The following is a 13,653-nucleotide window of genomic DNA, read 5'->3' on the forward strand; positions in this document are numbered from 1 at the left end:
CAAAAGGCCCGTTCGAAAGAACGGGCCTTTTGTTTATGCATTACTTCGGCAAAGCAAAAGGCCATCCTTATGGATGGCCCGTATCGTCAGTGAATAACCTGCGAAAGGAACGCGCGTGTACGCTCGGATTTAGGATGCGCAAAGAACTCCTGCGGCGGAGCCTGTTCAACGATTTCACCGCGATCCATAAAGATCACCCGATCTGCTACGGTTCGGGCAAACCCCATCTCGTGCGTCACGCAAAGCATTGTCATTCCTGATTCGGCAAGACCTATCATGGTATCCAACACCTCTTTCACCATCTCCGGATCGAGCGCGGAAGTGGGTTCATCAAAAAGCATGATCTTAGGTTTCATACACAGTGAGCGAGCAATAGCGACACGCTGCTGCTGACCGCCAGAGATTTGCCCCGGAAATTTATGGGCGTGCTCAGCAATGCGCACACGCTCCAGATAGTGCATAGCCAGCGCTTCCGCCTCTTTACGCGGCATTTTCCGCACCCAGATCGGCGCCAGCGTGCAGTTTTGCAGTACCGTCAAATGGGGAAAGAGATTGAAATGCTGGAATACCATTCCTACTTCCTGGCGCACCTTTTCAATGTTGCGAATGTCTTCATTTAACTCGATCCCATCAACCACAATACGCCCCTGTTGGTGCTCTTCGAGATGGTTAATGCAACGAATCGTTGTCGACTTTCCTGATCCTGACGGACCGCATAAAACGATACGCTCCCCCTGCTTTACGCGTAAATTGATGTTCTTGAGGACATGAAACTGCCCATACCATTTATTCACGTTATCGAGCGTAATCATCGCATCGGCAGGCTGCATAGTAATTTGACTCATATTTTCCTCAGTGCGCTGAACGCCCGGTATTGAAGCGCTTCTCCAGATGCTGGCTATAGCGCGACATGCTAAAACAGAAAATCCAGTAGACGAGGGCGGCGAAAACGTAGCCCTCAGTAGACATCCCCAACCATGCAGGATCGACAGTGGCCTGCTGCACGCTGCTAAACAGATCGAACAGGCCGATAATGATCACGAGGCTGGTATCTTTGTAGAGCGCAATAATGGTATTAACCAGACCTGGAATAACCAGCTTGAGCGCCTGCGGCAGGATCACTAATCCCTGCGTCTTCCAGTAGCCCAGCGCCAGTGATTCTGCGGCCTCGTACTGCCCCTTCGGCAACGCCTGTAAACCGCCGCGCACCACCTCCGCCACGTAGGCGGACTGGAACAAAATCACCCCTACCAGCGCGCGGATCAGTTTATCGATGCTGGTCCCTTCCGACATAAATAGCGGCAGCATGACGGAAGACATAAACAGCACGGTAATCAGCGGCACGCCGCGCCAGAATTCAATAAAGATGACCGACAGAATCCGGACGACAGGCATCCTGGAGCGTCGCCCCAGCGCCAGCAGGATCCCTAGCGGCAGCGCGCCAGCGATACCCACCGAGGCGATGATAAGCGTCAGGGTCAGGCCGCCCCATTGGCGGGTTTCTACCCGCTCAAGCCCTAAAAAACCGCCATACATCAGCCACCAGACCACAATGGGATAGAGGATCGCCCAGCAGGCGATATAGCGGCCCCGTCGTGGTAAGCCTTGCCAGAACATCGGCACGATGGAGACCAGGCCAATGATAAGCGCCAGGTTAATCCGCCAGCGTTGGTCATGGGGATAGAGGCCATACATGAATTGACCAAACCGTTGGTGGATGAACACCCAGCAGGCACCTTCTTTTGTACAGTCAGCCCGGGTAGAGCCTATCCAGTTGGCTTGCAGAAAAGCCCAGTTCAGCAGTGGCGGTAGTAATTCCCACATCAGCCACAGGCAAAACAGGGTAAGCAGGGTATTTGACCAGCTGGAAAAGAGGTTTTTCTTTACCCATATCAGCACACCGCTGCTCCCTGTGGGGGCCGGGCGCGAAGAGTGAGACAGAATCGCTTTTGTCATCGGAGTTCCTTAGCGCTCGATTAAGGCGATGCGACGGTTGTAGATATTCATAAGCAATGAAATCGACAGGCTGATAATCAGATAGACCGACATGGTAATGGCGATGGTCTCAATAGCCTGGCCGGTCTGATTCAACACCGTACCGGCAAAGAGCGACACCATATCCGGGTAGCCAATCGCCGCCGCCAGCGAGGAGTTTTTCGCAATGTTCAGGTACTGGCTGGTCAACGGGGGAATAATCACGCGCAGCGCCTGCGGAATAATGACCTGGCGTAGAGTGACCGGGTGGGGCAGGCCCAGAGAGCGTGCCGCTTCATGCTGCCCATGAGGTACAGACTGAATACCGGCACGGATAATCTCGGCAATAAAGGCCGAGGTGTAAACGGATAACGCGATGGTCAGTGCCGCCAGCTCCGGAATTAAAACCATCCCACCGCGGAAGTTGAAGCCGCGCAGCTGGGGTATCTCCCAGTGCAGCGCCGCGCCGAATAGCCACTGCGCTATGAGCGGAAGCCCTACCAGCAGTACTACCGCCGTAGGCCATGTCCGCCGGAGCTGCCCGGTTTTCATCTGGTGCGCTTTATTGAAGCGGGACAGCCCAACGGTTACTGCGACGGCCAGGATAATGGCAACGATGAAAGCAGCAAGGCCTTCGCCCGCTTCAGGAGAAGGGATATAGAGGCCGCGATTACTCAAAAAAACCAGATCCATGGCGTCAATTGCCTGGCGCGGGCCGGGAAGATTACGCAGTACGGCGAAATACCAGAAAAAGATCTGCAGCAGCGGCGGAATATTGCGGAAAGTCTCGATATAGATGGTAGAGAGTTTTCGCAGCAGCCAGTTTTCCGAAAGCCGCGCAAGGCCAAGAAAAAAGCCGATGAATGAGGCAAAAACAATACACAGCGCCGAGACCAGTAACGTATTCAGCAGGCCGACAAAAAAGACCCGGCCATACGTGTCACCCTGCTCATAGTCAATCAGGTGCTGGACAATGCCGAAACCGGCAGCGCGATCGAGGAAGGCAAAACCGGATGTAATCCCCCGATTGTTCAGGTTGGTCACCGTGTTGTGAATCAACCAGGCGGCGACGCCAACGACGACAAGGATGGCGATAATCTGGAATAGCCAGGCACGAACCGCAGGGTTTGAAAAGGAGAAGGCGCCTTTCACGGTTGGGCGGCGATGGGACATAAGGAAACCTCGGTAACCATGACTCTGGGCTGGGCGTCGCGCAGGGCGACGCCCGTTACAGCACTTGCGGCTTAGCGTACCGGCGGAGCGTACTGAATACCGCCGTTATTCCAGAGATTATTCTGGCCACGTTTGATCTTCAGCGGGCTTTCCGAACCTACGTTACGTTCGAAAATCTCCGCGTAGTTGCCGACCTTTTTAATAATGTTGTAGGCCCACTTGTTATCAAGCTTCAGATCTTTACCGAAGTCGCCCTCTTTACCCAGCAGGTGCGCCATATCCGGCGTGGCGGGGTTGGCCGCTTTTTCATCAACGTTTTTCGAGTTGACGCCCATCTCTTCGGCATTGAGCATGGCGAAGAGCGTCCAGCGAACAATAGAGAACCATTCGTCATCGCCACGGCGAACAACCGGGCCAAGAGGTTCTTTGGAGATAACCTCCGGCAGCACGATCCACTCTGCCGGATTGCTTAATTTGATACGCAGCGCATACAGCTGAGACTGATCGGAAGCCAGCGTATCGCAGCGCCCGGATTCCAGCGCTTTAGCGGATTCATCAGAGCGGTCAAAGGTGACCGGGGTATATTTCATGTTGTTGGATTTGAAATAATCCGCCACGTTCAGCTCGGTATCCGTCCCCGCCTGAATACAGACGGTCGCGCCGTCCAGCTCTTTGGCGCTTTTCAGACCGGCTTTATTATGCGTCAGGAAGCCGATGCCATCGTAATAGGTCACGCCAGTAAACGACATGCCCATTCCCCCATCGCGGGAAGAGGTCCAGGTCGTATTGCGTGAAAGGACATCCACTTCGCCGGACTGCAGAGCGGTAAAACGCTCTTTAGCGGTCAGCGGCGTATATTTGACTTTGCTGTCATCGCCGAATACGGCCGCTGCGACCCCACGGCAAACGTCCACATCGATACCGGTGAATTTACCGTTCGCATCTGCATACGAGAAGCCAGGCAGACCATCACTGATACCGCATTGTACGAAGCCTTTCTTTTTAACGGCATCCAGCGTTGCGCCTGCGTGAGCCTGGTTTACGACGGCAAACAGCGCGCCGGCAGCGGCCAGGCTGGCAATCATCATCTTTTTCATAATGCATCCTGTGTGGCTAAAATTATCGTTATATAAGCGTTGGTGAAACGCTTTGTACCTGTCTGTGGCTGTGGCCATAGTTTTTAAAGCAAAGGAGATGCCAGGTTTGCGAATGCGGAAAAATCTTAATTTCGCCTGCATCAGGATGAGTGTAGACAGGAAAAAATAATCGCAGCGCCCTGCAACGGTGCAAAATTCCAACCTGCGCCACAAAATAGAGCAAAAACTTTTCAGCGTCAGGTCATTTCATAAAAACAATTACGCAGGTTAATATAAGCTTGGAAGCGATTAACGTTTATTTGTGAAACGCGTCACATCCGATGTTAAATAAAAAGGGAATGACCGGGGAAATAACAGGGAAGGGTTTTAAATAGTGAATACAAATGCCCGGATTTGAGGAAAACAATCGGGTAATTCTAAAAACGGTGCACTCTAATAAAGCAAAGCGCGGAATGCCGCGCTTTGGATTGTTATTTGGTTAAGGCCACGATACCCAGCGTAAGCCCTGCCAGTGCGGCCGCGCCGCCAGCGATTGCGCCTGCGGTTTCCCAGTTGTCCTGGGTTGTGCCTTTCATACAGGTATTCGTATGGACCAGACGGCCCTGATCGTCATATACCGGCACGCACGGCGAATCATGTGCACACCCTGCAAGGGTAGCGGTCAGCAACGCAACGGAAATTAATCTTTTCATAATGTTACCTCAAAATAACGCGATTCCCGATATCTAAAATCGACACCAGTCTGGAATCGATGCGCCATTTTACCACCGGGTAATTCGGCTCCGCCCGGCTTTAATAATCTCAAAGTATGAGCTTTGTAAACATCGTGAAGAGAAGCGGCGGAAATTTCAGGATCGTGCAGGAATTATGAAGATGAATATGATATATCGACAGGTTAACATTACGGTGCGCTTAGCGGGGAGCAATAAATACGAGAAAGCGCCCGAAGGCGCTTTTGTACTCTGCCGTTAATTTAACTGTTGCTGGCACAGCATATCACCCTGAGCGCTAATAATTTCTGCCGGGACCGGCCGCCCCAGCAGATACCCTTGCAGCGTATTACAGCCCAGCTGCGTCAGGAAAGCTTGCTGTTCGCGGGTCTCGACGCCTTCCGCCACAACTTTAAGGTTCAGCGTTTTTGCCAGGGCGATGATGGCAGAGACAATGGTTGCATCATCACTGTCGGTGCTCAGTTCCCGCACGAATGCCCGATCGATTTTTAATTCGCACGCGGGAAGGCGTTTCAGGTACAGCAGGCTTGAGTAGCCGGTACCAAAGTCGTCAATAGAAGCCTGAACGCCCGCCGCGGTAAGCTCCGTTAAAATTCGCACGCTCTCATCCGGGTTGCTCATTGCCGTGGTTTCTGTCACTTCCAGAATTAATTGTTCAGCAGGTACGCCGTGGTTACGCAGGCTCTCGAGGATGTTCTGCACCAGCGCAGGCTGTTCAAACTGTAGCGTTGACAGGTTGACGGCTACCGACCATGACAGGTAGCCCAACGCCCGCCACTCGCTTAGCTGGCGACAGGCTTCATCAATCACCCAGTTGCCCAGCGGCACAATCAGGCCGGTTTTTTCAGCCAGCGGAAGGAATACATCGGGAGTGAGAAGGCCACGCCTCGGATGCTGCCAGCGAAGTAATGCCTCAAAACCAATGATGGGCCCGGACGGCGCCTGAAACTTCGGCTGGTAAACCAGGCGGAACTCTTTACGTTCCGCTGCCAGCCATAAATCATTCATCAGCTGCAACTGCGTCTGCGCCAGCGTGTTCATAGTAGGCTGGAAGAAATGGTAGCCATTACGCCCGGTATGTTTGGTGTGGTACATCGCGGCATCGGCATTGAACATAAGTTCACGCTCGTTTTTACCATCGTGTGGATAGAGCGCTATCCCTACGCTGAGGGTGACCATCATATCGTACGGATCGATATTAAAGGGCTTATCGATAACCCGTACCAGCGAGGCGGCGAGGGTGGCTGCATCATCCGGCGCGTTTACCTCTGTGAGCAGGACAAACTCATCGCCGCCCATTCGCGCCAGCGTATATTGCCCTTTAAGCTGCTGCCTGAGCCGACCGGCGACCTCAATGAGCAGCTTATCCCCTACGTCGTGACCATAGGCATCATTAACGGTCTTAAAACCATCGAGATCCATAAACATCAGCGCGAAAAAGGTGCCTTCATGTTTCGCTTTATTGATAGCCTGTTCCAGACGATCTTCCAGCAGTACCCGGTTCGGCAGGCGCGTTAAGGTGTCGTGCAGAGCCAGCTGCGCCAGTTCGCGGTTCGCCTGCGCCAGGGAAGAGGCCAGCAGCGATGTTCGCGCCTGCAGACGCGCATCGAGCATTGAGACCAGCAGCGTAATACCCAGAATGGAAAAGGCCACAACGCTGACCAGCACTGCCAGCCAGTTGCCGTCGACCCCATGATGGTGCATCGCATGCTGGTGGGGGAATTGCGCCGCCATCATGCCGCTGTAATGCATACCCGCGATGGCAATCCCCATCAATACGGCGGCGCCGAAACGCATCAGCGCGACCTGAGCGGCTTCATGACGCAGGCGAAACGTCAGCCACAGCGCCGCAAAGGAGGCGACGAGCGCGATAACAATGGAAGCCGCAACCCAGCTTGCCTTCCAGACGATAGCCGGTTCCACCTGTAATGCCGCCATGCCGGTATAGTGCATGGCGACGATCCCCATCCCCATAATAAATGAGCCAGGCAGGAGACGGCGCATCGTAAGCTCGGTGTTGCTGACCATCCAGAGAGCAAAAAGCGATGCGCCGATAGCGATGACCATGGATATGGCCGTCAGGAAAGGGTCATAGCTCAGGCGCATGGAGATATCCATCGCCAGCATTCCAATAAAATGCATCGCCCAGATGCCGATGCCCATCGCCACGCCGCCGCCAGCCAGCCATGCCCAGGAAGAGGTGCCTGTGCTGGTGGAGACGCGGCCTGCCATGTTCAGTGCGGTGTATGAAGCCAGGATGGCGACAATAAAAGAGACTACAACAAGGATTTGGTCATATTGGCTAACCAGCATGGTGTCATCAACCCATTCACAAAAAGACGTTAATGCTTAATTAAGGGGAGTGGTTACAACGCAGGGCATGATCAATGCATTAACGACTCAATATGGCGGGGCTGAGCGGGAGCGGGACGGACGCCAGGGGCGGCGTCTGGCTACTCAAGGTCGGCGCAGTTCACCAGTTTGAGTGGATTGGTGGAATTCATGTTTCGGCATTTGTCGGTCTCCGTTGTCAGGAATTCGATCCACTGCATGATCAATGCATCCAGCAACAGGACAGAAAGGGCAAAAATAACCAGCCAGAAGTACTTTCTAATCATCCCGCGTATCCTTTTCTCGCAATTATTCGCAGCGAATATACACGAAATCAGCCTGGAGAGAAGATGAGGCGAAAGAACTTTTTTGCGGCAATAACAGGCAATAAAAAAGGCGCTTCCCCATGCCGAGTAGCGCCTTTTAATTCAAGCATTTAACTGATTAGTATCAGTTCATGCCGTATTTTCAAAACCTGTGTTTTTTATGGTTCGTGCCTGTTTAGTAGTGTTCATTCAACTTTTTGATATAAAAAGATAAATTATCTTTTATCGCTCGGCTTTGTTCGTCGTCGTTCATGGGGTAGCATTAAGATGTGTAGTCAGTGGTGTAGTCAGTCCTGCGAATGAACTGAGGTTTTTATGGCTGGTGGTACGAATAAATTAAGCGATACATCGCTGCGTAAGATGATCGGGAGGGAAAGCCCCGGCGACAGCTTTTACGCCGATGGAGACGGCCTGAGCGTCAAGGTGTCAAAGGTTGGCGTCATGACCTGGTATTACACATACCGTATTGGCGGCCGCACCACAGCGCCGCAGCGTATGAAGCTGGGTAACTATCCTGACCTATCACTAAAGTCAGCGCGCGAAAAGCGGGAGCAGTGCCGCACCTGGCTGGCCGAGGGTAAAAACCCGAAGCACCATCTCAACATCGCCACTCAGGAAGCCTTAAAGCCTGTCACGGTAAAAGAAGCACTTGATTACTGGATCCGTGAGTATGCTTCCCGGCGTCGCGCGAACGTTGATAAGCACGTCGAGCAACTGAATAAGCATATCTTTCCGTATATAGGTGATCACCCGCTTTCGATGTGTGAAACTCGCCACTGGCTGGAGTGTTTTTCCCGCGTCAGTAAAAATGCACCGGTTGCCGCCGGCTACCTCTTGCAGATGTGCAAACAGGCATTGAAATTCTGCCGTGTTCACCGCTACGCATCGAGTAACGCGCTAAGCGATCTGACCATTGATGATGTGGGTAAAAAGCAGGAGAAGCGCGACAGGGAGCATACCCGGCAGGAGCTTGCCGATATCTGGCGCGAGAGTACCGGTCTGAAATTCAAACCTTACTATACCTCGCTGCTGCGCCTGCTGGTGGTGTTCGGCTGCCGCACCCAGGAACTGAGGTTATCAGCGATCAGGGAGTGGGATTTGCAGGACTGGATCTGGACAGTGCCGAAGGAGCACAGTAAGGGCGGCGAGAAGATATTGCGCCCGGTACCCGATGCCATAAGGCCGTTTATCACTGCCCTGATAGAGCAAAACCGGGATAGCGGCCTGCTGCTGGGCGAAATGAAGAAACCGGAAGCTGTCAGCCAGTGGGGGCGGGGTATCTATAAACGTCTTGGCCACGCCGAACCCTGGACGCTCCACGACCTGCGCCGCACATTCGCCACCACACTGAACAATATGGGGATTGCGCCTCATGTTGTTGAACAACTGCTGGGGCATACGCTGGGCGGCGTGATGGCCGTATATAACCGCAGTCAGTACCTTCCTGAGAAACTGGATGCGTTGAATAAATGGATGGAGCGGTTAGAGGTTATTTCTTCTGACTATTCCAACGTTGCTATTCTGGAGATGGAAAAATGAAAGACTTCGATTTACCTGCATTAGAATATTGTTCACTTGACCGGGCCAGCCGATTACTTGGATGTGAATTAGAAGATTTATTACATTGGGCAGAAATAAGAGCTATCCCATTGATGGTTAAATTCACAAATAAAGTTTCAGGCGCCGCGAGAATTGAATTCAGTGATAGCGTTGATTTATACAAAAGCCTGCGGGACATAGATCCAGGTCTTGGCGATTTTCTTTTGTCTCAGTTTTGCTCGTTTTCACTTACACCAGATGATTATGAAGATTATGAATTCAATGGTGAGATCAATGCTGAACATGACATGATTGAGTATACCTTGGAGTGTAATCTATCTGGTTTTTGGGAGTTGGCTAATTTTTCAATTGATGACGGTATGGTTAATTTGCATACTGTTAGGCCATTCAGATGCAAGCATGAGTGGGTAGGACATGCAACATACTGGGGTGGCAGCGAGTTTTCCGTCTCTGATTTGTTTATATCTAGAGAAAGCATTGAACTGATCTCAGGTGTAAGACAGAAAGTTTTATTATCATTAGCAAATTTTCAGGATGAAAAACCTAACAATATCATCGCAGAAAATAATCCAAAAACTATGAATTACAGGGCGATGTTTATTAAATCTTTACTGTATGTCTGCTATGGCGAAGAGGCAGCAGAAAGCCCACGTAAATTTCTTGATAACCCTCGAAGTAAAATAAAAGTTGATTTCGAAAGCAAAGGGCTTCGAATTCCAAGCGGAAAGGCCATCGAGACATGGCTCAAGGACATTGATATAGATAAGAGTTAATGGAACTTCCATAGTTTATCTGGAATATTCCACAGCAATATCATGTACCGATATTTAATGCCCTCGCTTATTGAATATTAATGAACGAGGGCGTTTCTTTATGAATCAATTAAAACAACCATTTCCACTCGCAGAACGTGTCATCCGCGAGGCTGAATGTCGCCAGTTAACTGGTATTTGCCGCACTACCCGCTACATGATGGAAAAAGAGGGAAAGTTTCCGGCCCGCCGTAAGTTGGGTGGTCGCGCTGTTGGCTGGCTATTGTCCGAAGTTTCTGCTTGGCAGCAGAGCCGCAGCAAAGCAGCGTAAGGGGTGGGTCATGCCAGATAAAACAAAGGCGGCCCCGCATGGCCGCCAATGCACTACAACGAAACAGGATCAGCATACCAGGCGTTGCGCTGGTGGTCAAAGCCTGACCGTTCCTGCAAATACAGGAGCGCTTAACTTCCCCCAATGGGGTGAGTTGTTGGGCATTGAAATTTCAGCCGATCCTAACGTCCTCCATTGGAGGGAGTTAGCCGCCACCGAAATCTCAGAGATTATTGACTTACACCACTGGTGGAAGTTACCGAGTAACCGTGTTGCAAATCTGCAACTCGCGGCTTGCACCCGGCAGAGGTCTGCGCCATCGGCGCAGACCTATAAAAATTTTGTAACCCCTGCAATCTCCCCAGATTTGGGGCGACTGATTTTTAACCGAGGGCGGAATTCCGCCTACAGTTACCTGGGATTTGGGTATCACTTTTTATCTGCTTCTTTGGCATTTTTGCGCTGCCGGCGTTTGATCTCGCCCTTAGCAGCGGTGACTAAAAAACCAGCAGTGCTCTCGCCCTCTTCCCTGAGCCGTTCAATGTCTTCCATGACTTCGTGGGGGATTCTTACGGTGGTCATTTGTGATTTTGCGTTCTTCGCACCAGTTGCCATTGCTGAAACTCCATGTGTTAGGTGTATGTCAGTATACGCAAAAGAAATGAGAAGAAAAGGCTTGAGGTGTATTTCACTTTGGGCTAATTTTAAAAGTGAAGGTGAAATACACCTTGAAAATGCGAAGCCCGGCAGTGCGTCAACACTAACCGGGCCTCTTACCACCAACGTTATCGCAAGTAACGAGGCAGCTATGAAAGATCTTATCACACACCCGCAAGGGCGGCATATTTACATCTGGCGTTTTCTGGCGCTGAACCGTCACGATAAAAAAGCTAAACCATGCCGCTTGTCAGTTGAGGCATCAACCGAGCGCGAAGCTCGCTGCATTCTGGCTCCACACTTCATCCTTTCTCTGGCTGCTCGTCTGCCAGCACCGGAGGAGCTTTCATGATCAGGAAAATTGCAGATCTCGATTTTGAAGATGAGTTCCGCCGACTGAGCGCCCTTTTGACTGCCAGCGCAGAGCTGCATGGGACAGATCCTGATGAAAATGAGCTCTCCTTCGAGCTTCTGGATAAGGCACTGTTTCGTGTTCGTGAAATTGACCAGGCCTTCCGTGATGAAGGAGGGCGTAAAAATGCGTGATATTTACCATCAGCTTGTAAAGAGTACGCCCGATTTTAAGCACTTCTCTGATCAGGATTTAGCTGAATCCAGTGATCTCTATGCTGCTGGCGCATTTGCCATCAACAGTGCGCTCACGCTGATTGGCAATCTGGCGTTCGATGCAACCAATGCAGAAGACTATTCCGATGAAGATGCGCGCCGGGATTTGGTGCTTATCAGCCACGCGTTGCGTCACCTTCCGAGAATGGCTCAGGCTCTGAATCAAAACAGTGATGCAGCGGACTATGTGCGCACCCAGCGTGACAAGGGGAAAAAGTCATGATCAGCAACGTTAAATTCAATGAACTGGAAAAGCGCGTTGATCTGCTGGTTAACCGCGTGCTTGAGCTTGAGCAGCATGTCCGCTCACTGACTGACAGCCAGGGCGGGGAGATCCCGCCGGGGATGACACCTGTTGCCACACTGGCGGCCGAGTTTGGCATATCGACTAAAAAGGCCGAAGAACTGGCGAAAAACACCGGCGTTATGTTGGTCAAAATGAGATCCGGTGGATTCATTGCACCTGATGAAAAATTCAGGGAGGCGGCACGGCTGGTGCTACGCAGCGCCAAACGTAAATACGGTTCGGCCTACTGGTTTCATCCACTGCTTGGCAAGTTCCAGATGAGCGGAGGTATCCCGCAATGACGGCTCAACTCGCAGCAGTAGAGACAGTATCTGATGCACTGTTTACCTGTTCGTATCTGTGGGCGCATGGCCGGAACTACAGCCGCACGGATGCTGATAAAGCGCTCCACCAGCACAAAGACCCGACAACCCGCTACGGCAAGCTGGCGGTTCGGTTAAAGCAGATCGTAGAAATGTCGTATGAGGATCTGTGTGATGCCGGTTATCTCGATACCGACCGTAAGCAGATGATTATTGCCCGCCGTTCTGTACTGGTGGAGGAGATAGGCGAGGTTGAAATGAATACCTTGCTGGCGGACACACAGCGCATTCAGCGTGCTTTCCCTGATGCCACTACTGGCGATCGACGTTCAAAGTTACCGCTTACCCGTGGCTCTGAGGGATATAACGTCCGGCAGGACTATGTGATCAAGCATATGCTCCCTGCTCAGTCCCTGTGCAGCATTTACGGCCCGAGCGGTTCGTATAAGAGCTTCCTCGCAGTGTCATTGGCCTGTCACATTGCCGCTGGTGTTGTCTGGTCTGGCCGGAAAGTTGAACAGGGCGCGGTGCTGTATGTTGTTGGTGAGGGTGGTGTGGGTGTGCCACGCCGGATCAGGGCATGGGAGCAGGTGCACGGGCAGCAGGTGGACAATCTCTGGCTGGTGAATCGCCCGGTGTTCCCGGTGCGTGAATCCGAAGTATCAGAGGTGATTCTTGCCGCAAGGCAGATCACTGCGGAATGCGGCATGCCGGTTCGCCTGGTGGTGATCGACACTCTGGCCCGCTGTTTCGGTGGTAATGATGAAAACGATGCCCGCGATATGGGGGCGTTTATCGAGGGCTGCGACGTTATCAAACAGAAAACCGGCGCCACGGTGCTGGTGGTGCACCACTCCGGCAAGGATGAGGCCAAAGGCGCGCGCGGTTCCAGTTCTTTCCGGGCTGCGCTGGATGCTGAATTCAATGTGAAGCGGGAGGGAGAAGGGCAGGCACTGATCCTGTCCTGTACCAAGATGAAAGATGCTGAAGAGCCAGAACGTAAGGCGTATGACCTTAGAACGGCAGAGCTTTACACCGATGAAGATGGCGAGCTTGTTTGCTCTTTGGTTGTGCACGATCAGCCGAGAGAGGCTAAAGAGGTTGAGCCTGAGCTGGCCAATGTAACCCGTCTTAGCGATAACCACCATGCATTATGGCAGGCAGTACGCAGCCGCACAGCTAAGGGGGAGCCATGCACTATCTCCGTCATTAAAGATGATCTGCGTGCAACACTGGGGGCAGATAAAGTGAGAAAGTCATTCTCGCGCTGGCTGGACAAGCTGGAGAGTGAGCAAATTATTCGCATCGAGGGTGAGAACCTTTACCCGGTAACAGTCGAGTAAATGCGGCGGTAAGTGCGGCATGTGCGGCATTTAGTATGTTTTATGACCAAATGCCGCACTTAGCCCCTGTATACACGCGCTAAGTGCGGCATTTCACTGAAACCACCGTCATTACTGGTTTTGCATGATTTTTTGAGATAAC

At 52.0% G+C, this 13,653-nt stretch carries 16 protein-coding genes; 8 read left to right on the plus strand and 8 right to left on the minus strand.

The genetic code is table 11. From position 1 onward, the window contains the following. Positions 1 to 86: 86 nt before the first annotated feature. From ENTHG_RS10400 to ENTHG_RS24210, 7 genes are all read right to left on the minus strand, one after another. Positions 87 to 845, minus strand: a complete 759-nt coding sequence (locus ENTHG_RS10400; RefSeq protein WP_044179377.1) for an amino acid ABC transporter ATP-binding protein — start codon at positions 843 to 845, stop codon at positions 87 to 89. A 7-nt stretch (positions 846 to 852) separates the two neighbouring features. Continuing rightward, positions 853 to 1,956: an amino acid ABC transporter permease gene (locus ENTHG_RS10405; protein WP_044179379.1), complete on the minus strand. Its 1,104-nt coding sequence runs from the start codon at positions 1,954 to 1,956 to the stop codon at positions 853 to 855. Between the two features lie 9 nt (positions 1,957 to 1,965). After that, complete coding sequence (locus ENTHG_RS10410) at positions 1,966 to 3,147, minus strand: amino acid ABC transporter permease (protein ID WP_044179381.1); 1,182 nt, start codon at positions 3,145 to 3,147, stop codon at positions 1,966 to 1,968. Positions 3,148 to 3,218: 71 nt separating this feature from the next. Continuing rightward, positions 3,219 to 4,244, minus strand: coding sequence for an amino acid ABC transporter substrate-binding protein (locus tag ENTHG_RS10415; RefSeq protein WP_044179383.1), 1,026 nt, complete (start codon positions 4,242 to 4,244; stop codon positions 3,219 to 3,221). A 470-nt stretch (positions 4,245 to 4,714) separates the two neighbouring features. Continuing rightward, complete coding sequence (locus ENTHG_RS10420; protein WP_044179385.1) at positions 4,715 to 4,936, minus strand: lipoprotein; 222 nt, start codon at positions 4,934 to 4,936, stop codon at positions 4,715 to 4,717. A gap of 276 nt (positions 4,937 to 5,212) precedes the next feature. After that, complete coding sequence (locus tag ENTHG_RS10425; protein ID WP_044179389.1) at positions 5,213 to 7,288, minus strand: putative bifunctional diguanylate cyclase/phosphodiesterase; 2,076 nt, start codon at positions 7,286 to 7,288, stop codon at positions 5,213 to 5,215. A 140-nt stretch (positions 7,289 to 7,428) separates the two neighbouring features. Next, on the minus strand, positions 7,429 to 7,593 hold the full coding sequence (locus tag ENTHG_RS24210; protein ID WP_044179392.1) for a DUF2556 family protein: 165 nt from the start codon (positions 7,591 to 7,593) through the stop codon (positions 7,429 to 7,431). A gap of 354 nt (positions 7,594 to 7,947) precedes the next feature. Between ENTHG_RS24210 and ENTHG_RS10435 the strand changes: the two genes are divergently transcribed. From ENTHG_RS10435 to ENTHG_RS24215, 3 genes are all read left to right on the plus strand, one after another. Next, positions 7,948 to 9,171: a tyrosine-type recombinase/integrase gene (locus ENTHG_RS10435; protein ID WP_044179395.1), complete on the plus strand. Its 1,224-nt coding sequence runs from the start codon at positions 7,948 to 7,950 to the stop codon at positions 9,169 to 9,171. Beyond that, on the plus strand, positions 9,168 to 9,965 hold the full coding sequence (locus tag ENTHG_RS10440; RefSeq protein WP_044179397.1) for a hypothetical protein: 798 nt from the start codon (positions 9,168 to 9,170) through the stop codon (positions 9,963 to 9,965). Before ENTHG_RS10435 ends, ENTHG_RS10440 begins: the two co-directional genes overlap by 4 nt. Before the next feature lie 100 nt (positions 9,966 to 10,065). Next, on the plus strand, positions 10,066 to 10,275 hold the full coding sequence (locus ENTHG_RS24215; RefSeq protein ID WP_032981747.1) for a helix-turn-helix transcriptional regulator: 210 nt from the start codon (positions 10,066 to 10,068) through the stop codon (positions 10,273 to 10,275). Positions 10,276 to 10,704: 429 nt separating this feature from the next. Here the strand turns inward: ENTHG_RS24215 and ENTHG_RS26015 are convergent, their stop codons facing one another. Continuing rightward, positions 10,705 to 10,890 carry a YlcI/YnfO family protein gene (locus ENTHG_RS26015; protein WP_044179405.1) on the minus strand — a complete coding sequence of 62 codons (186 nt, stop codon included), beginning with the start codon at positions 10,888 to 10,890 and terminating at the stop codon, positions 10,705 to 10,707. Positions 10,891 to 11,083: 193 nt separating this feature from the next. Here ENTHG_RS26015 and ENTHG_RS26020 point away from each other — a divergent pair, with 193 nt between their 5' ends. The 5 genes from ENTHG_RS26020 to ENTHG_RS10475 are packed head-to-tail and all read left to right on the plus strand — an operon-like array spanning position 11,084 to position 13,511. Then, positions 11,084 to 11,284, plus strand: a complete 201-nt coding sequence (locus ENTHG_RS26020) for a host cell division inhibitor Icd-like protein (RefSeq protein ID WP_044179408.1) — start codon at positions 11,084 to 11,086, stop codon at positions 11,282 to 11,284. Beyond that, entirely contained in the window at positions 11,281 to 11,478 is a 198-nt protein-coding gene (locus ENTHG_RS10460) for a hypothetical protein (RefSeq protein WP_044179410.1), read from the plus strand. The genes ENTHG_RS26020 and ENTHG_RS10460 overlap by 4 nt, the downstream gene beginning before the upstream one ends. Further along, entirely contained in the window at positions 11,471 to 11,782 is a 312-nt protein-coding gene (locus tag ENTHG_RS10465; RefSeq protein ID WP_044179413.1) for a hypothetical protein, read from the plus strand. The genes ENTHG_RS10460 and ENTHG_RS10465 overlap by 8 nt, the downstream gene beginning before the upstream one ends. Beyond that, positions 11,779 to 12,147: a hypothetical protein gene (locus tag ENTHG_RS10470; protein WP_044179416.1), complete on the plus strand. Its 369-nt coding sequence runs from the start codon at positions 11,779 to 11,781 to the stop codon at positions 12,145 to 12,147. Before ENTHG_RS10465 ends, ENTHG_RS10470 begins: the two co-directional genes overlap by 4 nt. After that, positions 12,144 to 13,511 carry a helicase RepA family protein gene (locus ENTHG_RS10475; protein ID WP_044179419.1) on the plus strand — a complete coding sequence of 456 codons (1,368 nt, stop codon included), beginning with the start codon at positions 12,144 to 12,146 and terminating at the stop codon, positions 13,509 to 13,511. The genes ENTHG_RS10470 and ENTHG_RS10475 overlap by 4 nt, the downstream gene beginning before the upstream one ends. The last annotated feature ends 142 nt before the right edge of the window (positions 13,512 to 13,653 follow it).

Origin of the sequence: Phytobacter massiliensis JC163, from assembly GCF_000321045.1 — a bacterium.
Classification (GTDB): Bacteria; Pseudomonadota; Gammaproteobacteria; order Enterobacterales; family Enterobacteriaceae; genus Phytobacter_A; species Phytobacter_A massiliensis.